Origin of the sequence: Streptococcus sp. HMSC061E03 (assembly GCF_001813505.1) — a bacterium.
GTDB lineage: Bacteria > Bacillota > Bacilli > Lactobacillales > Streptococcaceae > Streptococcus.
Window position 1 is genome coordinate 191,795 of sequence record NZ_KV812801.1, and the last position, 26,682, is coordinate 218,476.

The following is a 26,682-nucleotide window of genomic DNA, read 5'->3' on the forward strand; positions in this document are numbered from 1 at the left end:
GAATTACCGATTTCTGTCCCACTCTCTTTTTGTTTGCATTGAAAAAAGTGGCGAAATGGTATATGATAAACGTGTAAGGTTTCCCAATAGGAGGTGTTCCAGATGGACTTTCGTTTAGATCAAAGTTTAGTAGCTCTTGGTATTGATACGGTTGTGGTCGGAATTGCTAGAAATGTGGATCCTCAAGCAGTTTTGCCCCCTTCTTTTCTTGAAAAGAAGAAAGAGCTTGAACAATGGGCGCTCCAGTGTCAGACAGAAGAAGTAGTGGCATCTCCTGTCATCAAAGGGTATACAGACCTCTTGCAAAAAGTAGGGCGTAGCATCAAGAAAAATCCCCCAACGGTCCTAGCTCTCATCCGAAACATCCAGCATCGAGGAGCTTTTCCTCAGATCAATAGCATCATCGATATCTATAATGTCGAATCTCTGAAGTCTTTTCTCGCGATCGGAGGACATGACCTAGATAAGATTGAGGGACCGATTGAATTTACAGTGAGTCAAAGAGAAGATCTCTTCCTCCCGATCCTTTCTAGCGAAAAACATGTCGCACCGACAGATCCTGTCTACCGGGATCAAAAAGGAGTTCTGGCTTGGTTGGATGTACGTGATAGTGACCATTACAAATTTGAGGAGACTACGCAAAACGCTCTCTTTGTCATCCAAGGAAATACCGAGACGTCGGTCGAGATGCGTTTAGAAGCGCTGGAACGAATCCACAAGGACCTTGCTCTTTGCATGTCTCAACTTCAATTTGAGAAATTTCTCGTCACACAAAATGGAGTGGAAAAGGTCGTGTAAACAGCGAAAATTATTTTCATGAAATTTTCAATTTGACAAAGTAGACCATTTGCGGTAAGATATTGTTCGGGCACCTCATTTTGAGGTCGGAGCTCCCTAAGGATTAGGGAGCTATTTTTGTTTTTTCTGCAAAGAAGAATGGCCTCTACAACATTAGAAGAAGAGGAAAGCACATGTCAACAAAATATATTTTTGTCACGGGTGGTGTCGTATCATCCATCGGGAAAGGGATTGTCGCAGCAAGTCTTGGTCGCTTGCTCAAAAATCGTGGATTGAAAGTGACCATCCAAAAATTTGACCCTTATATCAATATCGACCCAGGGACGATGAGCCCTTACCAACACGGGGAAGTATTTGTCACAGACGATGGAGCAGAGACAGACTTGGACCTTGGTCACTATGAACGCTTTATTGATATCAATCTGAATAAGTACTCAAATGTGACAACAGGGAAAATTTATAGCGAAGTCCTTCGCAAGGAACGTCGTGGAGAATACTTGGGTGCGACTGTACAGGTTATTCCTCATATTACAGATGCTTTGAAAGAAAAGATCAAACGAGCAGCGACAACGACGGATTCAGATGTCATCATCACAGAAGTCGGGGGAACAGTTGGAGACATTGAGTCCCTTCCATTCCTTGAAGCTCTTCGTCAAATGAAGGCAGATGTTGGTGCTGAAAACGTTATGTACATCCACACCACTCTTCTTCCTTACTTGAAAGCTGCGGGAGAAATGAAAACCAAGCCGACGCAACACTCTGTGAAAGAATTGCGTGGTCTTGGGATTCAACCAAATATGTTGGTCATTCGTACAGAAAAACCAGCTGGTCAAGGAATTAAGAACAAGTTGGCTCAATTCTGTGATGTGGCACCAGAAGCTGTCATCGAGTCACTTGATGTGGAACATTTGTACCAAATCCCATTGAACTTGCAAGCACAAAATATGGACCAAATCGTTTGTGACCATTTGAAATTGGATGTTCCTGCAGCAGATATGACAGAATGGTCTGCGATGGTCGACAAGGTCATGAACCTCAAGAAGCAGGTCAAGATTTCCTTGGTTGGAAAATACGTCGAATTGCAAGATGCCTACATTTCTGTCGTTGAGGCTTTGAAGCACTCAGGTTATGCCAACGATGCAGAAGTCAAGATTAATTGGGTCAATGCCAATGATGTGACTGCTGATAACGTGGCAGAACTCCTTGGAGATGCAGATGGAATCATCGTCCCAGGTGGTTTTGGTCAACGGGGAACAGAAGGCAAAATTCAAGCCATCAAGTATGCGCGTGAACAAGACGTCCCAATGTTGGGTGTCTGCTTGGGTATGCAGTTAACCTGTATCGAATTTGCCCGTCACGTTTTAGGCTTGGAAGGAGCTAATTCATCAGAATTGGATCCAGAAACTAAGTATCCGATTATCGATATCATGCGGGACCAAATCAATGTGGAAGACATGGGAGGAACGCTCCGTCTAGGTCTTTACCCATCGAAACTCAAACGGGGATCGAAAGCAGCCGCTGCCTATGACAATCAAGAAGTGGTACAACGTCGTCACCGTCACCGTTATGAGTTTAACAATGCTTTCCGTGAACAGTTCGAAGCAGCAGGTTTTGTCTTCTCAGGCGTTTCACCAGACAACCGTTTGGTCGAAATCGTTGAAATCCCAGAAAACAAATTCTTTGTTGCTTGCCAATACCACCCAGAATTGTCAAGCCGTCCAAACCGCCCAGAAGGACTTTACACAGCCTTCATCACAGCGGCAGTTGAAAACCACGAGAGCAAATAAAAATCAAGGGAGCAGGTCCTTCGACCTGCTCCCTTTTTGTGAAAAAATGACAAACTCTGAAAAAAGTTTGAAAAAAATCTTGACAAAAAAGTCGTTGATTGATATACTAGTAAAGTACTCAATCGCGGGGATGGCGGAATTGGCAGACGCGCAGGACTAAGGATCCTGTGACCGCTTTAGGTCGTGAGGGTTCAAGTCCCTCTCTCCGCATCGGATCAAGATAGCTTCGGCTATCTTTTTTTGTTTTCAAATTTCTTTGTGGTAGAATAGGTGTGAGATGAGGTGAGAACATGAAGAAGAAGTATCTGGTTTTGGTCGATGGCCTCTTTGCACTATTGGGAAGTGCCATTAATTTTTTCGGTCCTATCCTGATTTTAGCGATGGCGATAGGCGCATACAAGGATACTTTTAGATACTTTATCGCCTTAAACATATGGAATGTTTTCATTTTTTTAGTGGCGATTGCTTCTAAGTATTTGCTCAGAGATGAAAAAAGGCTGAAAAGATGGATTCCCAATCTCTTTCTGATAGCGGGTAGTATTCTCTTTCTTGCCTCAATCCTTGCTGTGTGTGAGAATATTCCCTTTCTTGAGGGATTGGTAAATGGACTTCTTGGGAAAATGTTTACCGACAGTCAGTTATTTGCTGCATATTTCTATTCTCAATGGGTCGCAGGTGGACTCCTTGTGATTTGCGGGATTGCTTTTCTCCTTTCATTAAAAAATTTTAAAGAGAAGGATTGAAAGGGGCTTGCGCTCCCTTTTTTGCTTTTTGAATAGGATAGAAGTCTTAGGAGAGAGAGGGTTCCTCCTCATTTATCGTAAGAAATCGCTTAAAGGCACAGGAAAAACTAGCAATTTCATCTAAAAAGTGATAAAATAAACAATGTAAGTGGGATTAACCCCACAAAAATTTATAGGAGGCCTATAACAAATGGCAATCGTTTCAGCAGAAAAATTTGTCCAAGCAGCTCGTGACAATGGTTATGCAGTTGGTGGATTTAACACAAACAACCTTGAGTGGACTCAAGCTATCTTGCGTGCAGCAGAAGCTAAGAAAGCTCCAGTACTTATCCAAACTTCTATGGGTGCTGCTAAATACATGGGTGGTTACAAAGTATGTAAAGCCCTTATTGAAAACCTTGTAGAATCAATGGGTATTACTGTACCAGTTGCTATTCACCTTGACCATGGTCACTACGACGATGCTCTTGAATGTATCGAAGCTGGTTACACTTCAATCATGTTTGACGGTTCACACCTTCCAGTTGAAGAAAACCTTAAATTGGCTAAAGATGTCGTTGAAAAAGCTCATGCTAAAGGTATCTCAGTAGAAGCTGAAGTTGGTACTATCGGTGGTGAAGAAGACGGTATCATCGGTGACGGTGAATTGGCACCAATCGAAGACGCTAAAGCAATGGTTGCTACAGGAATCGACTTCTTGGCTGCAGGTATCGGTAACATCCACGGTCCTTACCCAGCAAACTGGAAAGGTCTTCACCTTGACCACTTGCAAAAATTGACTGAAGCTGTTCCGGGATTCCCAATCGTATTGCACGGTGGATCAGGTATCCCTGATGATCAAATCCAAGCAGCTATCAAACTTGGTGTTGCAAAAGTTAACGTTAACACTGAATGCCAAATCGCATTTGCAAATGCCACTCGTCAATTCGTACGTGAATACGATGCAAACGAAGCAGAATACGACAAGAAGAAACTCTTCGACCCACGTAAATTCTTGAAACCAGGTTTCGAAGCAATTACTGCAGCTGTTGAAGAACGTATCGACGTATTCGGTTCAGAAGGCAAAGCTTAATTAAAAACAGGAAAGCAAGGTCCCATGTGGATCTTGTTTTTTTGTATGGGAAAGGTTGCTTCCAGAGGTTAATTTTTGTACAATATGGCTATGAAAAAATTCAAACTGTGGAGCTGGATCATTTGTGGCTTTTTCCTGCTCTTTTTAGGTGCTACATTTATTTTTCATCAATTCAGTTTACGAAATGAAAGTAAGCTTCTCACACCCATTGGTAAACAAGTTACAGTCAATGGACATCGAATGAATGTCTCTGTTAAAGGAGAAGGACCTGAAACAATCGTTTTTCTTTCCGGTGCAGGTATCGCCTCTCCTATTTTAGACTTTAAGAATCTATCAGATTCCCTTTCCAAAAAATACAAGGTTGTTGTCGTGGAGCGAGCAGGATATGGTTTTAGCGAAGATAGTGATCGTTCAAGAGATGTGATGGAGGTCCTTTCTGAGACCCGTCAAGCTTTGGCGCAAGCTCATGTTTCAGGTCCTTATGTGATTATTTCGCATTCTATGGCTAGTTTAGAGAGTCTTGCTTGGCAAGAGAAATATCCGAATGAAGTGAAGGCTTTGATTGGCCTGGATTGGGCCTTGCCAGAGAGTTATGAAGATTTAAAGGATAATCAGGCCTTGCTTACTGTGGCTTATTGGAGCAGTAAGATTGGCTTATTACGCTATTTCCCTGAGTCCTTTTATATAAAAAATCCGACTCTGACTGAAACTGAACGACAACAATATAAATTACTAGCATATAAGCAGTTGATGTCACAAGCCATGCTTCATGAATCCCGTTTGGCAAAGGAAAATGCCAAGAAAGTTCCATCTAGCATTAATCCGAAAATTCCAGCCTTACTCCTGGTTTCTAACGGTGAAGGCACGACCTTTAGCCAATCAGAGTGGCAACGTTATACAGAGAGATTTGCAAGCAACCAGTCTAATGTTCAAGTCGACTATATGGATGCGCCTCACGACCTCTATCATTATCAAAGCGATGCTATTGTTTCTCGTATTAAAGAATTTTTAGAGAATAATTGAGGGCTTGAAAATCCATTGAGACTGATGATAATAATTAAATGCTGAAGGATTAATAGTAGAATCGTTAATTTTCTCGATTAAAAAAATTCTTTTTCTTAACAATAAGCTTGCCCCTAAGGGCAGGTTTTTTGGTGTCTTAAGGAAACTATTTAACAGAATTTTTGATTAAAAGTTTCATTTTAAGAGAGAAATCTCTAATTTCATAATCAATAAGCAAACGCTTGCATTCCTTTTTTTATTGGATTATAATAGGTTGGTATAAAGCCTTCTGTAATAATATTGAGTAAGTGTAGAAAGTAAGGATTTAGAATATTTGTAGTCAAAAATACAATGTTGCTTCTTACGATAGGGAGATAGATATGACAATGATAGAAGTGCAACATCTTCGGAAAAATTTTGTGAAGACAGTTAAGGAGCCGGGGTTAAAGGGAGCCTTGCGCTCCTTTATTCATCCTGAAAAGCAGACCTTTGAAGCGGTCAAGGATTTAACTTTTGAAGTTCCAAAAGGGCAGATTTTAGGATTTATCGGGGCAAATGGTGCTGGGAAGTCAACCACCATCAAAATGCTGACAGGAATTTTGAAGCCCACATCTGGCTTTTGTCGGATTAACGGCAAGATTCCGCAGGATAATCGCCAAGATTATGTCAAGGATATTGGAGTCGTTTTCGGACAACGCACCCAGTTATGGTGGGATTTGGCTCTGCAAGAGACCTACACGGTTTTGAAAGAGATCTATGATGTACCGGACTCGCTTTTCCATAAGCGCATGGACTTTTTGAATGAAGTTTTGGATTTGAAGGAATTTATCAAGGATCCTGTGCGGACTCTTTCACTAGGTCAACGGATGCGGGCGGATATTGCGGCTTCCTTGCTTCACAATCCCAAAGTTCTCTTTTTAGATGAACCGACTATTGGTTTGGATGTGTCGGTCAAGGACAACATTCGTCGGGCCATTACCCAGATTAATCAGGAGGAAGAGACAACTATTCTCTTGACTACTCATGATTTGAGTGATATTGAGCAACTCTGTGATCGGATTTTTATGATTGATAAGGGGCAAGAGATTTTTGATGGAACGGTTAGCCAGCTCAAGGAGACCTTTGGAAAGATGAAGACTCTCTCCTTTGACCTGACGCCAGGTCAAAATCATCTAGTCTCTCATTATGAGGGTTTGCCTGATATGTCCATTGATAGACAAGGAAATACTCTCAATATTGAATTCGATAGTTCCCGCTACCAGTCGGCCGATATTATCAAGCAAACCTTATCTGATTTTGAGGTCCGTGATTTGAAGATGGTAGATACGGATATTGAAGATATTATCCGTCGCTTCTATCGAAAGGAGCTCTAAGATGGTCAAATTGTGGAGACGTTATAAACCCTTTATCAATGCAGGGATTCAGGAGTTGATTAGCTATCGAGTCAACTTTATTCTTTATCGGATTGGCGATGTCATGGGTGCTTTTGTGGCTTTTTATCTATGGAAGGCTGTCTTTGATTCCTCCCAGGAGCCTTTGATTCAGGGCTTCAGTATGGCGGATATCACCCTCTACATCATCATGAGTTTTGTGACTAATCTTCTGACTAGGTCGGATTCTTCCTTTATGATTGGTGATGAGGTCAAGGATGGTTCCATTATCATGCGCTTGTTGCGACCAGTGCATTTTGCGGCTTCTTACCTCTTTACGGAGCTTGGTTCCAAGTGGTTGATTTTTATCTCTGTTGGACTGCCATTTTTAAGTGTCATTGTTTTGATGAAAATCTTATCTGGGCAAGGTATTGTAGAAGTGCTGGGATTAACTGTCCTTTATCTCTTTAGCTTAACTCTGGCTTATCTGATTAACTTTTTCTTTAATATCTGCTTTGGATTTTCAGCCTTTGTATTTAAAAATTTATGGGGTTCCAATCTACTCAAGACTTCAATAGTGGCCTTTATGTCTGGCAGTTTGATTCCCTTAACGTTTTTTCCAAAGGTGGTTTCAGATATTCTCTCCTTATTGCCATTTTCATCCTTAATTTACACTCCGGTCATGATTATTGTTGGGAAATACGATGCCAGTCAGATTCTTCAAGCACTTTTGCTTCAGTTTTTCTGGCTTATAGTGATGGTGGGCTTGTCTCAGTTGATTTGGAAACGAGTCCAGTCATTTATCACCATTCAGGGAGGTTAGGATGAAAAAATATCAACGCATGCATCTGATTTTTATCAGACAATACATCAAGCAAATCATGGAATACAAGGTGGATTTTGTAGTTGGTGTCTTGGGAGTCTTTCTGACTCAAGGCCTGAACCTCTTGTTTCTCAATGTCATCTTTCAACACATCCCCTCGCTAGAAGGTTGGACCTTTCAAGAGATTGCCTTTATCTATGGATTTTCCTTAATTCCAAAGGGATTAGATCATCTCTTTTTTGACAATCTCTGGGCTTTAGGTCAACGACTAGTTCGAAAAGGGGAGTTTGACAAGTATCTGACTCGTCCTATTAATCCTCTCTTTCACATCCTCGTTGAGACCTTTCAGATTGATGCCTTGGGTGAACTTTTGGTCGGTGGCATTCTATTAGGAACAACAGTAACTAGTATCTCTTGGACTCTTCCAAAATTCCTGCTTTTCCTAGTTTGTATTCCTTTTGCGACCTTGATTTATACTTCCTTGAAAATTGCGACAGCCAGCATCGCTTTTTGGACCAAGCAGTCAGGTGCCATGATTTACATTTTCTATATGTTTAATGATTTTGCCAAGTATCCTATTTCTATTTACAATTCGCTCCTTCGTTGGTTAATTAGCTTTATTGTACCTTTCGCCTTTACGGCCTACTATCCTGCCAGCTATTTCTTGCAGGACAAGGATGGACTCTTTAATATTGGTGGTTTGATTCTGATTTCCCTTGTTTTCTTTGTTATTTCCCTCAAACTTTGGGACAGGGGATTGGATGCCTACGAAAGTGCTGGTTCGTAAGAGGTAAAGTAAGACTAAAATCAAGAAAGGAACTTATGATGTTTGTAATTAAAGAAGTCAAGGGTGAAGATCAAAAAATGGCAGTTGTCGCTGAGATTTTAAGGGATTTGCCAGAATGGTTTGGAATACCAGAAAGCACGCAAGCCTACATTGAAGGAGCTAAGGATTTACGAGTTTGGGCTGCTTATCAAGAAAGTGATGTAGTAGGGTTTATAAGTTTATCATATTCGAGTGAAGATTGTGCTGAAATTGACTGTCTAGGCGTGAAAAAATCATTCCAAGGTCAAGGAATTGGAAGGGAATTAATTACGATTATAGAAAGAGAAACAGTCAAACAAGTGGACTACCTACAGGTCAAAACAGTCGCAGAAGGTTCAAATAAAGATTATGACCGAACAAATGTCTTTTATCGCAGTCTTGGTTTTAAAAAATTAGAGATTTTTCCGCAACTATGGGATTCGCAGAATCCATGTCAGATTCTGATAAAAAAGATCAACTAAAAGTGCTTGACATCCGCTCTCAGAGTGCTATACTAAGAAGGTAATCGCCGATTTAGCTCAGTTGGTAGAGCAACGCACTCGTAACGCGTAGGTCACAGGTTCGATCCCTGCAATCGGCATAGAAAAAATCTGCTTTGAAGGAGCGAGACGACGAATGATGTTAGTCACATATTCGTTCTGTCTCGTTTCTTTTTTTGACCGCATAGGCACCATTTTTGACCGCTTAGTCAAAAGTCCTTGTCGCCGATGGGGCTCTCTGTTATCATAGAATCATCAAAGGAAGAAGTACTTCCGAATAATCAAAATGAGGTATATGATGATGAAAAAACTACTTGGACTTGGATTTATTTTGGCTGCTTTTGTGATTGTCACAATGGGAATGGTTGGTTTTCCAAAGCTCGATGTGAACATCTGGCCCCTATTTCCTGTTCTCTTATTTGCATTCTTTACACTTGAAAATCTCTTGAAAAAAGATTACAAGGCAAGTGTTATCTGTGCCCTGATTGCTCTGATGATCGCAAATGCGATTTACGGTCTTTTACCGGTCTCAAATGGTCTGGTCATCACAGCAGGTGTGCTTGCTTGCCTAGGTCTTAGTTTTCTTTTACCGGACAAGGAAAGCAATAAATAAAGGAAGGAGGCTGGGATAAAAGTCCTAGCCTCTCAATTGTCTTTGGATTGTAGAGCAAGACGCAGTGGTTGAGTGGGCTCTAATACGCTGATTTCATCAGCTTATACAGGCCTACTCAACTGTGCGGAGGTGGAACGACTAAATCGAATTCTAACGAATTACCGATTTCTGTCCCACTCTCTCTTTTACTTCTCAAAAACTACCTCTTGATGGGGAAAAGGTGCCACTTACTGAAAAGCCCTTGTTTTGTTTTCAACAGCTGTTATAATGGTACTATCAAAACGTTGGGAAAGGAGTTTTATGAAAGTTAGAATCGAATTGGATCCATCTATGGACGAGCCTGAGATCTTGATTCGAGCTCCGCGCTTGACCCCGGAGTTGACCCAGCTGCAAGAGAGAATCCTGGAACAAAAGATCGCTTCTTTAGCCTTCTACAAGGATCGAAGTGAGTATTTTCTGGATGTGGCATCGATCCTCTTTTTTGAGACGGACGGGGAGAAGATTTTTGGGCACACCAAGGACGAGGCCTATGAGGTTAAGCAGAAGCTCTATGAATTGGAGGAGCTGCTTCCTATCGCCTTTTGTCGGATTTCCAAATCCACCATTGTCAATGCAAAGCAGATCTACTCTCTGGAAAAGTCTTTTTCAGGGACCAGCACGGTCAATTTCTACCAGACCCATAAGCAGGTCCACGTATCTAGACGCTATTATCAACTCTTAAAAGAACGACTAAATGAAATGAGGTAATATCATGAGAAAAAAATTAATTGGGGTATTCTTAATTCTATTAGCAGCCTTACTACTCTTACAGGGCTATTTTGTAAAATGGGACATCAGCATCTGGACCTTGGCTTGGGTCACCTTGCTTGCCGTCCTGTCCCTCTCTAGTTTCTTAAAACGCCATTTTGGTTGGGGCTTCATCTATGGACTTTTAGCTCTCTTTTGTCTCAATGGGCAATACCATTTCCTTCCAGTGTCCAATTCAGTTGTCATCCTCTCCTCAATTCTCGCTGTGATTGGGCTCAACATTTTGTTTAAACCCTCTAAGAAAACAAAAGCCCGCCTAGCTTCCTATTCTGCTGGGTCCATGAGTAAGTCGGATGGCAATGACATCGATGTCACTTTTTCAACAGTGACAAAGTATCTCAATGACCAACACTTTACTCACGGAAGTGCAGATGTGAGTATGGGAGAAGCTTCGGTTTATTTTGACAATTGCCGTATCGAAGGTCCTTCTGCTCAGTTTGTTGTCGATGTTTCCCTTGGAAGTTTGAGTCTCTATGTACCAAGTGATTGGCGTGTCCATGTAAATGTGGATAATTCCCTCTCAGCGATCCAACATCAGGAAAATCCAAGTGCTCTGACAAGCAAGGATTTCTACATTACGGGCGATGTTTCCTTAGGAAATCTGGAAATTATCTATGTCGGAGCGAATTCGTTTTCTTAAGTCGGAAATGAAAAACTTTGGCCAAAAGCTTGCCAAGAGAGATTTTTTTTGGTAATATAGTACGGTATGTGGTGCTAGCACATCCGTTATATTAGATCTAATAGGAGGAAACACAGAAATGGCTAAAGTATGTTATTTCACAGGTCGTAAGACTGTATCAGGTAACAACCGTTCACACGCTATGAACCAAACAAAACGTGCCGTAAAACCAAACCTTCAAAAAGTAACTGTCCTTATCGATGGTAAACCTAAAAAAGTTTGGGCTTCAGCTCGTGCATTGAAATCTGGTAAAGTAGAACGCGTTTAATAAAGAATATAGAACCTCATAGAGGTTCTTTTCTTTTTCTCTAGAGACAGCTGTCACAGCGGGAGAAGAATAGTCCCTACCCTTTTACAGTTGACCTCTTTTATGGTAAAATAGAATATAAAATACTTTTGAGGTAGAAATTATGACAGTAAAAATCAATACAAAGGACGGTCAAATTGAATTGACTGATGAGGTTATCGCAACTGTTGTAGGCGGTGCCGCTACTGAGATCTTCGGTGTGGTTGGAATGGCCAGCAAAAATGCGATCAAAGATAATTTCCAAGCCCTCCTAGGGAAAGAAAACTTCTCTAAAGGTGTTGTTGTCAAAACAACGGAAGCAGGAACTATCGCAGTTGATGTTTACACTGTTTTGAGCTATGGAACAAAGATTAGCGAAGTCTCAAAAAATATTCAAGAACGTGTGAAATTTAGTTTGGAAAATCAACTTGGAATCACTACGGATACTGTGAATGTCTATATTCAAAATATCAAGATTGTGGGAGAATAATCGTGGCTAATATTACTACAAGTTTATTTCAAGAAATGGTTCAAGCGGGGGCTACGCGCTTAAATAAACAAGCGGAATATGTAAACTCTTTGAACGTCTTTCCTGTACCAGATGGAGATACAGGGACTAATATGGGAATGACCATCGAAAATGGGGCCAAAGAAGTATCTGACCGTTCTGCATCAACTGTTGGAGAAGCGGCAGGGATCTTCGCTAAAGGTCTCTTGATGGGTGCGCGTGGGAACTCAGGAGTCATCACTTCTCAATTGTTCCGCGGATTTTCTCAAAGTGTCAAAGACAAAGAAGAATTGGATGGAGCAGCGCTTGCAGCAGCCTTCCAATCTGGGGTAGAAGTTGCTTATAAAGCCGTTATGAAGCCGGTTGAAGGAACCATTTTGACGGTTTCTCGTGGGGCAGCCATTGGGGCCAAGAAAAAAGCAGAATCTACTAATGATGCAGTAGAAGTCATGCGTGCAGCTCTTGAAGGAGCTAAAACAGCTCTTGCGAAGACTCCAGATATGTTGCCAGTCTTGAAAGAAGTTGGCGTGGTAGACTCTGGTGGTCAAGGTTTGGTCTTCATCTATGAAGGATTCTTGTCAGCTTTGACAGGTGAATTCATCGCTTCTGAAGAGTTCCAAGCAACACCTGCAACCATGTCAGAAATGATTAATGCAGAACACCACAAGTCAGTCGCTGGCCATGTGGCTACTGAAGACATCAAGTTTGGTTACTGTACAGAAATCATGGTCGCTTTGAAACAAGGTCCAACCTATGTCAAAGACTTCGATTACGATGAATTCCGTAACTATTTGAACAACCTTGGGGATTCCCTATTGGTGGTGAATGACGATGAGATTGTCAAAGTTCACGTCCATACAGAAGATCCAGGTCTTGTCATGCAAGAAGGTCTTAAATACGGAAGCTTGGTGAAAGTGAAAGTTGACAACATGCGCAACCAACACGAAGCGCAAGTTGAAAAAGAAGAGCGTCAAGCCAAACCAGTTGAAGAAAAAGAATATGCGATCATTGCAGTCGTTGCGGGTGACGGATTGGCTGATATCTTTAAAGCGCAAGGGGTGGATTACATCATCTCTGGCGGTCAAACCATGAACCCATCAACAGAAGACTTTGTTAAAGCTGTTGAAGAGTTGAATGCGCGCAACATCATTATCTTGCCAAACAACAAAAATATCTTGATGGCCGCTCAATCTGCGGCAGAAGTGATTGATCAACCTGCAGCAGTTGTAGAGACCAAGACCATCCCTCAAGGATTGACCAGTCTTCTTGCCTTTGATGAAAGCAAATCGATCGAAGAAAACTACGAACGCATGAGCGCTTCATTGGGCGATGTTGTGTCTGGTAGCGTGACAACAGCGGTTCGCGATACCACTATCGACGGCCTTGAAATCCATGAAAATGACAATCTTGGAATGGTCGATGGTAAGATCGTCGTTTCAAACCCAGATATGGTGGAAACTTTGGAAGAAACCTTCGCTCATATGTTGGACGAAGATAGTGAAATTGTGACCATCTATGTCGGTGAAGACGGCAGTGAGGAGTTGGCAAACGAATTGGCTCAAGCCCTTGCTGAGAAGTATGAAGATGTAGAAGTAGAAATCCACCAAGGTGGCCAACCTGTCTACCCATACTTGTTTAGTGTAGAATAATTGAACAGAAGGTTCCTTTCGGAACCTTTTTTTGTATATAGAAAAACGAGGAGATTCCCTATGAAATCAGCGTGATTCAGAGGAATTGAGATTGAAGTGACCCCTACACGGAAGCTTTATTCGTGAGAAAAAGAGGTTTCTGCAAAAAGTCTCATATTCATCAGATTTTTATTCAAATTGAAGAGCTTGAAAAGAGGGGGAAATGGTTTGAGCAGTGGAGTTTTTAGACAAGAAAGATGCGATATGTTATACTGGTATCAGTATGTGAAAGGAGAGTTATAAAAATGAAGAAATTTTTTGTAACCCTTGGGCTAGCCATTTTGGTATTGACTGGTTGTTCGCAATCCCAAACAAAGAAAACTACAACCGCTAGCTCATCTAGCAGTTCCTCTGTTAAAAAAGAAGTAAAAAATGAAGAAAAAACCACAACCTTAGTAGGAGATATCAATGGAACAAAACACCGGGATATCATCAAATCTAAGGGAGATAAGGTTGAAAACCTTCGTATCGAAGTGACAGCTGATCTGCCCCAACAACTTGGAACTATCGCAGCAGAGAAGTCACCTGAAGAGCTCACAGCAGCCATTCAAGCTTTGCTGGAGCAAAATGAAGACTATAAGAAGCTAAAAACCGTTCCCGGTTTTAGTTTGGAATACACAGTCACACCAGAGAAAAAATTGCTCTCAACCAGTGTGATTGACCTCAACCAAATTGACGCCAAGTCTCTTGAAGAAATTTCTTACTTCAAAGATGCTGGTCTCAATGATTTGAAAAACATGAAGGCAGATGCCTTGGTCAAGGCCTTGAAACTGCATGGCATGAAAGAAGAAGGTCAGTAAGAAGAATAGAAAAAGTCGAGTGAAGTCACTTGGCTTTTTTTAGTGACTTTTGTCATGTGAGCGAGTGACAAAATTATCTAGTGGCTGTTATTTTCTTTCGCTATAATATAGTCAGAAAGTAAGAGGTAAGGAAAAATGAAACAATGGTTCTATAAAGTGTTTACGTTAACAGTGGTGGGGATGGTCGTCTATTTGATCTTTTCAAAGGATGATAGTCTCTATTACCATTTTCCTTGGGAATTATTTGCTGGGATTGGCATCATGAGCTGGGCGGTTCAGGAAGGATTGAAAATGATCAAGGCTGTTAAAAAGGAGATGGAGCAATGAAAAAGAAGTTTGAAATTGGATTGGTAGCTGTTTTGTGTTTGCTCCTTTGGGCAACTGAGATGATGACGGGCTGGTTTTCTGCCCATTTTCCTAGCTGGTTTTTCCAAACGGTTTGGGGAGTGACCTTGGTCGTCTATGTCATCATTCCAGCTGGCCAAGCCTGCTTGAAAGGAGAGTATCATGAGCATCATTAGAGTAGAGAACTTGAAAAAAAGTATCAAAGGAAAAGTCATTTTAGAAGATCTTTCTTTTGCGGTTGAACGGGGGGATTGTCTGGCCTTGATCGGGCCAAACGGAGCTGGGAAAACAACCTTGATGAACTGTCTTCTGGGAGATAGGAAGGTGACTTCTGGAATCATTGAAGTAGAGGAGAAGGCGCCTGGTCATCCTCGATTAAAGGCTAGTGTCTCTTATCTCCCTCAAGAGAATGCTATCGTTCAAAAGTTAACCGTGCAGGAACTGATCAACTTCTTTCGCTCTATTTATCCTAATCCCTTAACAGGGGAAGAAATTGATGATTTATTACGTTTTAGCTCAGAACAAAAGAAGCAATTGGCTAGTAAGTTGTCTGGTGGTCAAAAGCGTCTCTTATCTTTTGTTCTAACCTTAATTGGTCGTCCGAGTCTTTTGTTTTTGGACGAGCCAACTGCTGGAATGGATACTTCCACCCGCCAACGCTTTTGGGAGATCGTCGGGCATTTAAAGGAAGAAGGCGTGACCATTGTCTATTCTTCGCATTACATCGAGGAAGTAGAACATACAGCTGATCGGATCTTGGTCTTGCATCAGGGCCATTTGCTTCGGGATACGACACCTCTCGCTATGAGAAGCGAAGAGGTAGAAAAACATTTCACCCTACCTCTACGCTACCAAGCTCTAGTGGCAGAGATGGAAGGCATTGGTCAAGTGGTCATTAAACCCGATGCTCTTCAGGTTGTGACACGCGACGCCAATCGTTTGTGGACTCGCTTGCAAGAAGAAGGATGTTCGATCCAAGAAATCGAAGTGACCAATCGAAGTTTATTGGATTCTATTTTTGAAAATACAAAGGAAGTAGGTAGAGAAGATGAAACGCATGAAAGCTCTCGGCGTGGTTGAGTGGCATTTGACCAGTCGCCAAGCCATTTATTACTTGTTATCAATTGGGATGCCCACGGCCTTTTATCTTTTCTTTTCAGGGATGTACCAGGACACGCCAGGGGCACCCGCTCACTTTATGAGGGATTATCTTTTGTCCATGACGGCTTTTTCCATGATGTCTACGGCTATCTTTTCTTTTCCAACCGTTCTTGAAACCGATCGACTCAATAATTGGCAAAAAGTCTTGCGCCATACCCCCGTATCTATGGTAGAATATTATCTAATAAAGGTTGTGGGTCTCTTTGTCGATTTTCTCCTATCGATTGGAGTTGTCTTTACCGTAGGCCATGTGGTGCGGCATGTGAATATGCCCCTGCAGGATTGGATCTTAGGAGCCTTCCTTCTCATCCTAGGAAGCCTAGCGTTTGTGGCTCTCGGTCTGGTCTTGACCCTGCTTCCTTCTAGTCAATTGATGTCTGTTGTAGGTAATCTCCTTTACATGGGACTGGCTGTCATGGGAGGGCTATGGATGCCGATTAGTCTCTTTCCAGAATGGATGCAAGCCATCGGCAAATGCTTACCAACCTATCAATTGATGGAACTGATTAAGACCTTTTTAAACAAGGGACAGGTTAATGTCTTTGCGAGTGTCTATTTAACCTTGTTTACCCTGGTCTTGTTTGCCCTTGTTATCATCTATCGTCGTCATTCTGAGGTTCGTTCATGATTGAAAAACTCAAACATATTCACCATATGTTTTACGTAGGCTTAATCTTTATGGCCTTTCCCTTTGCTTCTATTTTCTTAGGGCAGATTCCCTGGTGGCATTTCTTTTTAGCCATCTTCTTTATGATAAGCTATCTAGGAATCCTCATTACTGAAAATAAGAAACTGACCTGGCTTTTTTGGATTTATCTTCTACTTTATATTGCAGGAAATACCTTTTTTGTTGGAACTAGCTTTTGTTGGTTTTACTATTATCTGAGCAATATTTTGCTCTATCGTTTAGGGATTCGCGATTTTCGCTCGCCCTTTCTTTGGACGGCTGTTGGATCACTACTGATCCTTTTTGGAGCCCTGTTATTTAATAGGGAGATGAGAGAAAATGATTGGCTTTTTGTACTGATCATCTGCTTGTTCATCGCGATTATGACCTATAGTATGGCCCGGGCTGAGATGATGGAAGAGTTGAAAGCTGACCATGCCAAGCAAAATGCCCAGATCAATCTTTTGCTGGCAGAAAACGAGCGCCATCGGATTGGCCGTGATCTGCATGACAGTCTAGGACACACCTTTGCCATGCTCAGTGTCAAGGCGGACCTAGCTGATCAATTCTTAGCATTGGGTCAGGTTGAGAAGGCGCAGGAGCAGGTGCAAGAGATTCAAGCCATCAGTCAAGAGTCCATGCACCAAGTCCGAGAGATTGTCGAGAACTTGAAGCAGCGAACCCTGGCAAGAGAGCTAGAAACCGTCAAGCAGATGCTGGAAGTAGCGCAAATCAAAGTGGAGATTCAAAACGAGCTCGATACTGCTAGCATCTCGCCAATCCTGGAATCTGCTCTGGCCATGGTATCTCTGGAATTAGCCACCAATATGATCAAACACGCCAAAGCGACGCAGGCCCTTCTCTCTTATCGCTCCACCGAGACAGGTGTGGAAATGGTCGCAGAAGATAATGGCATCGGCTTTGACAAAGTCTCTGACGAAGACCTGCACTCGATTCGCGAACGGATTGCCTTGTTGGGAGGAGAGCTGGAGATCAGTCATCAACACAAGCCGACCCGGATAGAAATACGGATCCCCTATCAAGAAAGGAAATAAGATGCGCTTATTAGTTGCTGAAGACCAAAGTATGTTGCGCGATGCGCTCTGCCAGCTCTTGCTCCTGCAAGAGGATGTGGAAGATGTCTTGCAGGCTGGCGATGGACAAGAGGCCATTCGTTTACTCGAAACACATCCAGTCGATATTGCGATTTTAGATATCGAAATGCCCATCAAAACAGGGTTAGAAGTGTTGGAATGGGCCAAACGTCAACAACCCCAGCTCAAGGTTGTCATCGTTACCACCTTTAAACGACCAGGCTATTTTGAACGGGCCCTTAAGGCCGGAGTAGATGCCTATGTCTTAAAAGAACGTCGCATTACAGATTTGATGGCGACTCTTCATGCAGTTTTAGCAGGGCAAAAAGAATATTCACCAGAATTAATGGAAGGAATCTTGACCCATCCTAATCCTCTAAGCCCTCAGGAGCAAGCGGTCCTAAAAGAAGTCGCTAAAGGGGCTTCTAACCAAGAAATTGCCGATCGCTTATTTCTTTCAAACGGAACCATCCGCAATTACATGTCGGCTATTTTGACTAAGTTGGATGCAGAAAATCGGACGGAGGCAGCAAGGATTGCCCAAGAAAAGGGTTGGTTATAAGGAAGAAAAGTTTCTAGGATTTCCTAGAGACTTTTTTGTGATAGACTTAGAAATTCTAGAGAAACTCTCATTATTCGGATTTGGATAGAAAATTCAGAAAATTTACTATTTTTCCTTGAAATATTTCCTAAAAATGGTATGATAGTAGCATGCTCATTTGAGAAACAAAGTACTGGAAAGGAGAGACATGGAGAAAATTACCTTAGAAACTGCGAAAACCGGTTCAGAACTTGTCCTTGAAACCCTGCGTGATTTGGGAATCGATACGATTTTTGGTTATCCTGGTGGAGCCGTGTTGCCTTTATACGATGCTATTTATAGCTTTAAAGGTATCAAGCATATTCTTGGACGACACGAACAAGGGTGCTTGCATGAAGCTGAAGGCTATGCCAAATCAACTGGGAAGTTGGGTGTCGCAGTCGTCACGAGTGGACCGGGGGCGACCAATGCTATTACAGGGATTGCAGACGCCATGAGCGATAGCGTTCCCTTATTGGTCTTCACTGGTCAAGTCAATCGCGCAGGAATCGGGAAAGATGCCTTCCAAGAAGCGGATATCGTGGGAATTACCATGCCTATCACCAAGTACAACTATCAAGTACGTGAGACAGCAGATATCCCACGAATTATCACCGAAGCTGTCCATATTGCGACGACTGGACGTCCTGGCCCGGTGGTGATTGATCTACCGAAAGACGTCTCTGCTTTAGAGACAGATTTCATCTATGAACCAAGTGTGAAGCTTCCAAGCTATCAGCCAACCATTGAACCAAATGAATTGCAAATCAAAAAGATTTTGAAGCAATTGAGTAAGGCTAAAAAACCAGTTCTTCTTGCTGGTGGTGGGGTAAGTTACGCTGGGGCTGCAAAAGAGTTGATTGCTTTTGCAGAGCGCTATCAGATTCCAGTAGTGACCAGTCTTTTAGGTCAAGGAACGATTGCGACCAGTCATCCTCTTTTCCTAGGAATGGGAGGAATGCACGGATCCTTCGCTGCTAACATTGCCATGACAGAGACGGATTTCATGATTAGTGTTGGTTGTCGATTTGATGACCGTTTAACAGGTAATCCAAAAACTTTCGCTAAGAATGCTAAGGTTGCCCACATTGATATTGATCCTGCAGAGATTGGCAAAATCATTGCTGTTGACATTCCAGTTGTCGGCGATGCGAAGAAGGCTTTGCAGCAGTTACTAGCAGAGCCAACGGTTCATAACAATACAGAAAAATGGATCGAAAAGGTGACCCAAGATAAGAACCGGGTCCGTTCTTACGACAAGAAAGAACGGGTTGTTCAGCCACAAGCTGTGATCGAACGCATTGGAGAGTTGACCAAGGGTGACGCTATTGTCGTCACAGACGTTGGACAACACCAAATGTGGGCGGCTCAATACTATCCTTACCAAAATGAGCGCCAATTGGTAACATCTGGTGGTCTAGGAACGATGGGATTCGGTGTTCCTGCAGCTATCGGAGCGAAAATTGCCAATCCAGATAAAGAAGTTGTTCTCTTTGTCGGAGATGGTGGTTTCCAAATGACCAACCAAGAATTGGCGATCTTAAATATTTATAAGGTTCCGATCAAGGTCGTTATGCTCAACAACCACTCGCTTGGGATGGTCCGTCAATGGCAAGAAGCCTTCTATGATGGTCGGACGTCAGAGTCAGTCTTTGATAGCCTTCCGGATTTCCAATTGATGGCGCAAGCTTACGGGATCAAGAATTATAAATTTGATAATCCTGAAACTCTTGAGAAGGATTTGGAAGTCATCACAGAAGATGTACCAATGTTCATCGAAGTAGACATTTCTCGGAAAGAGCATGTCTTGCCGATGGTACCAGCTGGTAAGAGTAATCATGAGATGTTGGGGGTGAAGTTTAATGCGTAGAATGTTAACAGCCAAACTTCAAAACCGCTCAGGTGTTCTGAACCGCTTTACTGGAGTCTTGTCGAGACGTCAAGTCAATATCGAAAGCATCTCTGTTGGCGCAACAGAAAACCCTAATGTATCGCGGATTACCATTATCATTGATGTTGCTTCGCATGATGAAGTAGAGCAAATCATTAAACAGCTCAACCGCCAAGTGGATGTGATCCGTGTCCGGGATATCACTGATAAACCACACTTGGAGCGCGAAGTGATCCTGGTGAAAGTTTCTGCACCTGCTGAGAAGCGGGCGGAAATCTTGGCCATTATTCAACCTTTCCGTGCGACTGTGGTCGATGTAGCCCCAAGCTCTATCACCGTTCAAATGACGGGAAATGCAGAAAAGAGCGAAGCCCTCATTCGTGTTATTCGACCTTATGGGATTAAAAACATTGCCCGCACCGGTGCAACCGGATTTACTCGAGATTAATTCTCACCTTAACATTGTCAACTCCGCCTTAAAAAGGCAAATAATAAAATAGAAAAGAGATTTTACTTATGGCAGTTCAAATGGAATACGAAAAAGACGTTAAAGTTGCAGCATTAAACGGTAAGAAAATTGCTGTGATCGGTTATGGTTCACAAGGACATGCGCATGCACAAAACTTGCGTGACTCAGGTCATGATGTCATCATCGGTGTACGTCCAGGTAAATCATTCGATAAAGCAAAAGAAGATGGTTTTGATACCTATACAGTAGCAGAAGCGACTAAATTGGCAGACGTGATCATGATTTTGGCTCCGGATGAAATCCAACAAGAATTGTACGAAACAGAAATTGCGCCAAATCTTGAAGCGGGTAATGCTGTTGGTTTTGCACACGGATTCAATATCCACTTTGAATTCATCAAAGTTCCAGCGGATGTCGATGTCTTTATGTGTGCACCGAAAGGACCAGGTCACTTGGTTCGTCGTACTTATACTGAAGGATTTGGTGTACCAGCACTTTACGCAGTCTATCAAGATGCTACAGGTAATGCGAAAGATATCGCTATGGACTGGTGTAAAGGTGTTGGTGCGGCACGCGTTGGTCTTCTTGAAACAACCTACAAAGAAGAAACGGAAGAAGATTTGTTCGGAGAACAAGCTGTACTTTGTGGTGGTTTGACTGCCCTTATCGAAGCTGGTTTTGAAGTATTGACTGAAGCCGGTTATGCTCCAGAATTGGCATACTTTGAAGTTCTTCACGAAATGAAATTGATTGTGGACTTGATCTACGAAGGTGGCTTCAAGAAAATGCGTCAATCAATCTCTAACACTGCTGAATACGGTGACTATGTATCAGGCCCACGTGTAATCACTGAACAAGTGAAAGAAAATATGAAAGCTGTTCTTGCTGATATTCAAAATGGTAACTTCGCTAACGACTTTGTTAACGACTACAAAGCTGGACGTCCAAAATTAACTGCTTACCGTGAACAAGCTGCTAACCTTGAAATTGAAAAAGTTGGTGCTGAATTGCGTAAAGCAATGCCATTCGTTGGTCAAAACGACGACGACGCATTCAAAATCTACAACTAATTGTCTGTAGAAGACTAAGCAAGTTGGGACACCCTGGCTTGCTTTTTTGATCAATACACAAGAGGTATGAAATGATAACAGCAAAAGATGTGGCTAAGGCCCATAAAATATTAAGAGGAGTCGTTGTTAATACGCCTCTTGAATACGACCACTATTTATCTGAAAAATATGGGGCAAAGATTTATTTGAAAAAAGAAAACGCCCAACGTGTTCGTTCGTTCAAGATTCGTGGAGCGTATTTTGCAATTTCTCAACTCTCAAAAGAAGAGCGTGAGCGTGGGGTAGTGTGTGCATCTGCGGGAAACCACGCGCAAGGAGTTGCTTATACTTGTAATGAAATGAAGATTCCAGCGACCATCTTCATGCCGATTACAACACCGCAACAAAAGATCGGCCAAGTCCGCTTCTTTGGTGGGGATTATGTAACGATTAAGTTGGTCGGGGATACCTTTGATGCGTCAGCGAAGGCGGCCCAAGAATTTACTCTTGCAGAAAAACGGACCTTTATTGACCCGTTTGATGATCCACACGTACAGGCTGGCCAAGGGACAGTAGCCTATGAAATTCTTGAGGAAGCTCGAAAAGAATCGATTGCCTTTGATGCTGTCCTTGTCCCTGTCGGTGGAGGAGGCCTCATTTCAGGTGTTTCTACTTATATCAAAGAAACGGATCCTCGGATTGAAGTCATTGGGGTAGAGGCCGAAGGAGCGCGCTCCATGAAGGCTGCTTTTGAAGCAGGTGGTCCCGTCAAATTGCCAGAAATCGATAAGTTTGCAGACGGGATTGCTGTGCAAAAAGTGGGACAATTGACTTATGAAGTGACCCGTCAACATGTGGAAACTTTGGTTGCGGTCGATGAAGGCTTGATTTCAGAGACTTTGATTGATCTTTATTCCAAACAAGGGATCGTAGCTGAACCAGCAGGAGCGGCCAGTGTAGCATCCCTTGAAATCTTGCGCGAATACATCAAGGGGAAAACCATTTGTTGTATTATCTCAGGTGGGAATAATGATATCAACCGTATGCCTGAGATGGAAGAACGGGCTTTGATTTACGATGGAGTAAAACACTACTTTATCGTCAACTTCCCACAACGTCCGGGAGCTCTTCGCGAATTTGTAAATGATATCCTAGGACCAAATGATGATATCACGCGTTTTGAATACATCAAGCGTGCTAGTAAGGGAACAGGCCCTGTCTTGATTGGGGTTACTTTGGCCAATAAACATGACTATGCAGGCTTGGTTAACCGTATCGAGCGTTTTGATCCGTCTTTCATTAACTTGAACGGCAATGAAACTCTCTATAATATGCTGGTCTGAGTATCATGCAGAAATAATCGACTATTTAAGCAATATATTTTTATGGAATATATTGCTTTTTTATGAAGACTTGTGATATGATATGCGTAAATTAAAAGGAGGAACTTTTATGCCTGGATTTTTTATCTTTATTTTATTCTTGCTAATGGTTGCAGGATTCATTGTGATTAGCTCACTATATGTGGTCAAGCAACAATCAGTTGCCATCATCGAGCGTTTCGGACGTTATCAAAAAATTAGCGATAGTGGCATTCATATGCGAGCGCCTTTTGGCATCGATAAAATTGCCGCACGAGTTCAATTGCGCGTCTTGCAGAGTGAGATCGTGGTTGAAACAAAAACTCAGGATAACGTGTTCGTTACCATGAATGTGGCGACGCAATACCGAGTGAACGAAAGCAACGTAAAGGATGCCTACTACAAACTCATGCGTCCAGAATCACAGATTAAATCATACATTGAAGATGCTCTTCGTTCTTCTGTGCCTAAGTTGACCTTGGATGAATTATTTGAGAAAAAAGATGAAATCGCTCTTGAAGTTCAAAAACAAGTGGCAGAAGAAATGTCAACTTATGGATATATTATTGTTAAAACCTTGATCACCAAAGTTGAGCCAGATGCCGAAGTGAAACAATCCATGAACGAGATCAATGCAGCGCAAAGAAAACGCGTGGCAGCTCAGGAGTTGGCAGAAGCAGATAAGATCAAGATCGTTACTGCTGCCGAAGCAGAGGCGGAAAAAGACCGTTTGCACGGGGTTGGTATTGCCGAGCAACGGAAGGCCATTGTCGATGGATTGGCAGACTCTATTAAAGAGTTAAAAGGTGCGAATGTAGACTTGACCGAAGAACAAATCATGTCTATTCTCTTAACCAACCAGTACTTGGATACCCTAAATAATTTTGCAGATAAAGAAGGGAATAATACGATTTTCCTACCAGCAAACCCTGATGGCGTTGAAAACATTCGTACACAAATATTATCAGCCCTGAAAGCAAAGTAAACTTTTTATCATTTTTTAAAAAAGGTTCGTATTTTCAGCGATTTTAGTTGACAAAATGTGCAAAAAAATTTATATTAGTATTGGAAATAATAATATAGGAGAAAGATCATGGCTAAATCGAACTTTGAGAAAGTAGAATCAGTTGTTGGATGGGTACGTGATAAAAAAATTACAGGGTATCGTATCAGCAAAGAAACAAATGCCCGTGAAATGTCTATCATTGCCTTGGCTCAAGGACGTGCAAAAGTTAAGAACATCTCGTTTGAAACTGCACTTGGATTGATTGATTTTTATGACAAAAATCATCAAAAATTCGAAGATTAATTTGTTGTTCCAATTGAAAACCAGAGAGTTTGCTCTCTGGTTTTTTTCGATGCCTCAAAAGCAGAAGCGATACAAAAAACAGCTTGCTTCCATACTGGTAAGCAAACTGTTTCAAGAGATTAATGTAAGAAGCGTTGAAGGAATTCCTTGGTCCGTTCTTCTTTTGGATTGCTAAAGATTTCTTTTGGATCTCCTTGCTCAGCGATGACACCCTTGTCCATGAAGATGACCCGGCTAGAGACATCGCGGGCAAATTCCATTTCGTGGGTGACGACAATCATGGTGAGTCCTTCTTTTGCCAGATCCTGCATGATTTTCAAGACTTCCCCAACCATTTCTGGGTCTAGGGCAGAAGTTGGTTCATCGAAGAGAATGGCATCAGGATCCATAGAGAGGGCGCGTGCGATGGCGACCCGTTGCTTTTGACCACCTGAAAGTTGTTTCGGACGGGCAGCCCAATATTGAGATCCCATACCGACTTTTTCAAGGTTTTCTTTGGCAACTTTCTCTGCAGTTTCACGATCACGCTTGAGGACGGTCGTTTGTGCAACGATCGTATTTTCCAAGACGTTTAAATTTTCGAAGAGATTAAAGCTTTGGAAAACCATCCCCAATTTCTCGCGGTAGTGGGTAAGATCATACTCAGGATCAAGAACATTTTGCCCACGATAGAGAATCTCTCCAGCAGTAGGAGTCTCTAGAAGATTGATGGAGCGAAGGAAGGTTGATTTTCCGCTACCAGAGCTCCCGATGATGGAGATCACCTCTCCTTTTTCAACCGTAAGGGAAATATCTTTCAAAACCTCATTTTGACCATAGGATTTTTTTAAATGTTTGATTTCAAGAATTTTTTCTGCCATTATTTCACCTCCTTGACTTGCATTTGATTGGCGCCTGTAGTGTAGGTGTCAGAATCTAAGCGACGTTCGATGTAGCGAAGGATTCGTGTGATAGTAAAGGTGAGAACGAAGTAAATCACAGCGATGATCGTAAAGGTTGGGAAGTATTGGTAGTTTTGAGTTGCGACCGTATTTCCTGTAAAGTACAGTTCAACTACAGAGATAACATTCAAAACAGATGTATCCTTGATGTTAATAACAAATTCATTCCCTGTTGCTGGCAAGATATTGCGAACAACCTGTGGAAGGACGACCTTGCGCATGGTTTGTCCATGGGTCATTCCTAGAGCAGTCGCTGCTTCAAACTGACCTGGATCCACTGCTAAGATCCCACCACGAACAATCTCACTCATATAAGCTCCGGTATTGATGGATACGATAAAGATGGCGGCCCAGGTACGATCCAAGGAAATGTTAAAGGCTTGGGCGGAACCGTAGAAAATGACCATGGATTGAACGATCATCGGAGTTCCACGGAAGATTTCAATGTAGACATTGAGGAACCAACCAAAGGCAGTTTGGCATCCAGCAAGGAATTTATTTTTAGCCTTCGGAGCTGTCCGGAAGACACCGATTAACAAACCGATAATCAACCCAGCGATAGTTCCAGTCATAGAGATTAAGAGGGTCATTCCAGTTCCCCGTAAGAACTGTGGGCCATTATCCTTTAAAATCTTCATCATTTGGCTAAAGAATGTCTGCTTATCATCACTAGCATCACTGGAAGCTGGTTGCTTCTTAATCATATCATCCATGAGTTTGACTTGGTCTTCAGACGAAATCTTAGCTAGTGCGGCATTGACTTGGTCAATTCTAGTGTCGCCCTTCTTCATCCCGATAGCGATGGTCGCATCTTCTTCCCCAACTTCAAATCCTTTTTTGAATTGAATCATCTTAAATTTAGAATTAGCGGACTCGGCGGTTAGGGCTTCGGGACGTTCAGAAACATAGGCATCAATAACACCCGATTCTAAAGCTTGACGCATCTGGGCAAAATCACCCATTGCAGTTTCTTGTTTCGCACCCTTGAGTTGGGAAATGAGAGAATAGAGGTAGACCCCTTGTTGAGAGGTGACCTTTGCATCCTTAAAGTCATCTAGACTAGTGGCGTTTGCATAGTTTCCATCTTTACGAACGAGCATGACCGGTTCACTGGTATAGTAGCTCTTGGAGAAGGCGACCTCTTTTTTACGTTCAGCGGTTGGACTCATCCCAGCGATAATCATGTCGATTTTACCAGAAGTGAGGGCTGGAATTAAACCGTTCCAAGAAGTTTTTACGATCAGAGGTTTTTTACCTAACTCCTCAGCAACTTTTTTGGCGATTTGGACATCGTACCCATTGGCATATTGATTGGTACCGTCAATTTTAACAGCTCCATTTGCATCATCTTCTTGGGTCCAGTTGAAAGGAGCGTAGGCTGCTTCCATTCCGATTCGTAAATAGTCATCTGCATGAGCAACCTGTGTGATCCCCAGGCAAATGAAAAGCCCTGTTAAGAGCGCGAATAATGTTTTTTTCATTTTTTCTCCTCTTCCTTATTTTAACTTCTCCTATTGTACAGTAAAATAGGCTG

30 protein-coding genes and 2 tRNA genes are annotated in these 26,682 nt (G+C 42.2%); 30 read left to right on the plus strand and 2 right to left on the minus strand.

The window, feature by feature from the left end; all coding sequences use genetic code 11:
- Positions 1 to 102: 102 nt before the first annotated feature.
- From HMPREF2917_RS09780 to HMPREF2917_RS09925, 30 genes are all read left to right on the plus strand, one after another.
- On the plus strand, positions 103 to 798 hold the full coding sequence (locus HMPREF2917_RS09780; protein WP_070590505.1) for a B3/B4 domain-containing protein: 696 nt from the start codon (positions 103 to 105) through the stop codon (positions 796 to 798).
- A gap of 173 nt (positions 799 to 971) precedes the next feature.
- On the plus strand, positions 972 to 2,585 hold the full coding sequence (locus HMPREF2917_RS09785; protein WP_070590506.1) for a CTP synthase: 1,614 nt from the start codon (positions 972 to 974) through the stop codon (positions 2,583 to 2,585).
- 124 nt (positions 2,586 to 2,709) lie between these two features.
- A tRNA-Leu gene (locus tag HMPREF2917_RS09790) sits at positions 2,710 to 2,795 on the plus strand.
- An 80-nt stretch (positions 2,796 to 2,875) separates the two neighbouring features.
- Positions 2,876 to 3,328, plus strand: a complete 453-nt coding sequence (locus tag HMPREF2917_RS09795) for a hypothetical protein (RefSeq protein WP_070590508.1) — start codon at positions 2,876 to 2,878, stop codon at positions 3,326 to 3,328.
- A 190-nt stretch (positions 3,329 to 3,518) separates the two neighbouring features.
- The gene (locus HMPREF2917_RS09800; RefSeq protein WP_003004573.1) at positions 3,519 to 4,400 is read left to right on the plus strand and encodes a class II fructose-bisphosphate aldolase; all 882 of its coding nucleotides are present in this window, start codon (positions 3,519 to 3,521) and stop codon (positions 4,398 to 4,400) included.
- Between the two features lie 84 nt (positions 4,401 to 4,484).
- Entirely contained in the window at positions 4,485 to 5,423 is a 939-nt protein-coding gene (locus HMPREF2917_RS09805; protein ID WP_070590511.1) for an alpha/beta fold hydrolase, read from the plus strand.
- 359 nt (positions 5,424 to 5,782) lie between these two features.
- Positions 5,783 to 6,775, plus strand: coding sequence for an ABC transporter ATP-binding protein (locus tag HMPREF2917_RS09810; RefSeq protein WP_070590513.1), 993 nt, complete (start codon positions 5,783 to 5,785; stop codon positions 6,773 to 6,775).
- Position 6,776: 1 nt separating this feature from the next.
- Positions 6,777 to 7,595 carry an ABC transporter permease gene (locus tag HMPREF2917_RS09815; protein ID WP_061591408.1) on the plus strand — a complete coding sequence of 273 codons (819 nt, stop codon included), beginning with the start codon at positions 6,777 to 6,779 and terminating at the stop codon, positions 7,593 to 7,595.
- Between the two features lies 1 nt (position 7,596).
- Positions 7,597 to 8,382 (plus strand): ABC transporter permease, encoded by a 786-nt coding sequence (locus tag HMPREF2917_RS09820; RefSeq protein ID WP_003014021.1) that lies wholly within the window; start codon positions 7,597 to 7,599, stop codon positions 8,380 to 8,382.
- Positions 8,383 to 8,420: 38 nt separating this feature from the next.
- Entirely contained in the window at positions 8,421 to 8,882 is a 462-nt protein-coding gene (locus tag HMPREF2917_RS09825; RefSeq protein ID WP_070590580.1) for a GNAT family N-acetyltransferase, read from the plus strand.
- 46 nt (positions 8,883 to 8,928) lie between these two features.
- Positions 8,929 to 9,001, plus strand: a tRNA-Thr gene (locus HMPREF2917_RS09830).
- 200 nt (positions 9,002 to 9,201) lie between these two features.
- A complete protein-coding gene (locus HMPREF2917_RS09835) occupies positions 9,202 to 9,513 on the plus strand; it encodes a LiaF transmembrane domain-containing protein (protein WP_070590581.1) in 312 nt (103 codons plus the stop codon).
- A 300-nt stretch (positions 9,514 to 9,813) separates the two neighbouring features.
- Entirely contained in the window at positions 9,814 to 10,260 is a 447-nt protein-coding gene (locus tag HMPREF2917_RS09840) for a LytTR family DNA-binding domain-containing protein (protein ID WP_070590515.1), read from the plus strand.
- A gap of 4 nt (positions 10,261 to 10,264) precedes the next feature.
- Complete coding sequence (locus HMPREF2917_RS09845; protein WP_061604943.1) at positions 10,265 to 10,960, plus strand: LiaF transmembrane domain-containing protein; 696 nt, start codon at positions 10,265 to 10,267, stop codon at positions 10,958 to 10,960.
- 118 nt (positions 10,961 to 11,078) lie between these two features.
- Complete coding sequence (gene rpmB / locus HMPREF2917_RS09850; RefSeq protein WP_001140948.1) at positions 11,079 to 11,267, plus strand: 50S ribosomal protein L28; 189 nt, start codon at positions 11,079 to 11,081, stop codon at positions 11,265 to 11,267.
- Positions 11,268 to 11,409: 142 nt separating this feature from the next.
- Positions 11,410 to 11,775, plus strand: coding sequence for an Asp23/Gls24 family envelope stress response protein (locus tag HMPREF2917_RS09855; RefSeq protein WP_003004393.1), 366 nt, complete (start codon positions 11,410 to 11,412; stop codon positions 11,773 to 11,775).
- 2 nt (positions 11,776 to 11,777) lie between these two features.
- Positions 11,778 to 13,442: a DAK2 domain-containing protein gene (locus tag HMPREF2917_RS09860; protein WP_070590518.1), complete on the plus strand. Its 1,665-nt coding sequence runs from the start codon at positions 11,778 to 11,780 to the stop codon at positions 13,440 to 13,442.
- 284 nt (positions 13,443 to 13,726) lie between these two features.
- Positions 13,727 to 14,281 (plus strand): SP0191 family lipoprotein, encoded by a 555-nt coding sequence (locus HMPREF2917_RS09865; protein ID WP_023919327.1) that lies wholly within the window; start codon positions 13,727 to 13,729, stop codon positions 14,279 to 14,281.
- A gap of 135 nt (positions 14,282 to 14,416) precedes the next feature.
- The gene (locus HMPREF2917_RS09870) at positions 14,417 to 14,608 is read left to right on the plus strand and encodes a hypothetical protein (RefSeq protein ID WP_014712940.1); all 192 of its coding nucleotides are present in this window, start codon (positions 14,417 to 14,419) and stop codon (positions 14,606 to 14,608) included.
- The gene (locus HMPREF2917_RS09875) at positions 14,605 to 14,802 is read left to right on the plus strand and encodes a hypothetical protein (RefSeq protein WP_049475101.1); all 198 of its coding nucleotides are present in this window, start codon (positions 14,605 to 14,607) and stop codon (positions 14,800 to 14,802) included. Before HMPREF2917_RS09870 ends, HMPREF2917_RS09875 begins: the two co-directional genes overlap by 4 nt.
- The gene (locus HMPREF2917_RS09880) at positions 14,789 to 15,706 is read left to right on the plus strand and encodes an ABC transporter ATP-binding protein (protein WP_061604941.1); all 918 of its coding nucleotides are present in this window, start codon (positions 14,789 to 14,791) and stop codon (positions 15,704 to 15,706) included. Before HMPREF2917_RS09875 ends, HMPREF2917_RS09880 begins: the two co-directional genes overlap by 14 nt.
- Positions 15,675 to 16,415 carry an ABC transporter permease gene (locus HMPREF2917_RS09885; RefSeq protein WP_061604940.1) on the plus strand — a complete coding sequence of 247 codons (741 nt, stop codon included), beginning with the start codon at positions 15,675 to 15,677 and terminating at the stop codon, positions 16,413 to 16,415. The genes HMPREF2917_RS09880 and HMPREF2917_RS09885 overlap by 32 nt, the downstream gene beginning before the upstream one ends.
- Positions 16,412 to 17,509 (plus strand): sensor histidine kinase, encoded by a 1,098-nt coding sequence (locus tag HMPREF2917_RS09890; RefSeq protein ID WP_070590520.1) that lies wholly within the window; start codon positions 16,412 to 16,414, stop codon positions 17,507 to 17,509. Before HMPREF2917_RS09885 ends, HMPREF2917_RS09890 begins: the two co-directional genes overlap by 4 nt.
- Position 17,510: 1 nt before the next feature.
- On the plus strand, positions 17,511 to 18,110 hold the full coding sequence (locus HMPREF2917_RS09895) for a response regulator transcription factor (protein WP_070590523.1): 600 nt from the start codon (positions 17,511 to 17,513) through the stop codon (positions 18,108 to 18,110).
- A 187-nt stretch (positions 18,111 to 18,297) separates the two neighbouring features.
- Entirely contained in the window at positions 18,298 to 19,998 is a 1,701-nt protein-coding gene (locus HMPREF2917_RS09900) for an acetolactate synthase large subunit (protein WP_049475096.1), read from the plus strand.
- Entirely contained in the window at positions 19,991 to 20,467 is a 477-nt protein-coding gene (ilvN, locus tag HMPREF2917_RS09905; protein WP_003010242.1) for an acetolactate synthase small subunit, read from the plus strand. The genes HMPREF2917_RS09900 and ilvN overlap by 8 nt, the downstream gene beginning before the upstream one ends.
- A 68-nt stretch (positions 20,468 to 20,535) precedes the next feature.
- Entirely contained in the window at positions 20,536 to 21,558 is a 1,023-nt protein-coding gene (gene ilvC / locus HMPREF2917_RS09910; protein WP_003010246.1) for a ketol-acid reductoisomerase, read from the plus strand.
- Positions 21,559 to 21,629: 71 nt separating this feature from the next.
- Positions 21,630 to 22,880 carry a threonine ammonia-lyase IlvA gene (gene ilvA, locus HMPREF2917_RS09915; protein WP_070590525.1) on the plus strand — a complete coding sequence of 417 codons (1,251 nt, stop codon included), beginning with the start codon at positions 21,630 to 21,632 and terminating at the stop codon, positions 22,878 to 22,880.
- A 109-nt stretch (positions 22,881 to 22,989) separates the two neighbouring features.
- Positions 22,990 to 23,883 carry an SPFH domain-containing protein gene (locus HMPREF2917_RS09920; protein WP_003010253.1) on the plus strand — a complete coding sequence of 298 codons (894 nt, stop codon included), beginning with the start codon at positions 22,990 to 22,992 and terminating at the stop codon, positions 23,881 to 23,883.
- Between the two features lie 108 nt (positions 23,884 to 23,991).
- A complete protein-coding gene (locus tag HMPREF2917_RS09925; protein ID WP_003004771.1) occupies positions 23,992 to 24,207 on the plus strand; it encodes a capsule biosynthesis transcriptional regulator in 216 nt (71 codons plus the stop codon).
- A 119-nt stretch (positions 24,208 to 24,326) separates the two neighbouring features.
- Here the strand turns inward: HMPREF2917_RS09925 and HMPREF2917_RS09930 are convergent, their stop codons facing one another.
- A complete protein-coding gene (locus HMPREF2917_RS09930) occupies positions 24,327 to 25,067 on the minus strand; it encodes an amino acid ABC transporter ATP-binding protein (protein WP_003004663.1) in 741 nt (246 codons plus the stop codon).
- Positions 25,067 to 26,629, minus strand: coding sequence for an ABC transporter substrate-binding protein/permease (locus HMPREF2917_RS09935; RefSeq protein WP_070590528.1), 1,563 nt, complete (start codon positions 26,627 to 26,629; stop codon positions 25,067 to 25,069). The genes HMPREF2917_RS09930 and HMPREF2917_RS09935 overlap by 1 nt, the downstream gene beginning before the upstream one ends.
- Positions 26,630 to 26,682: the final 53 nt, after the last annotated feature.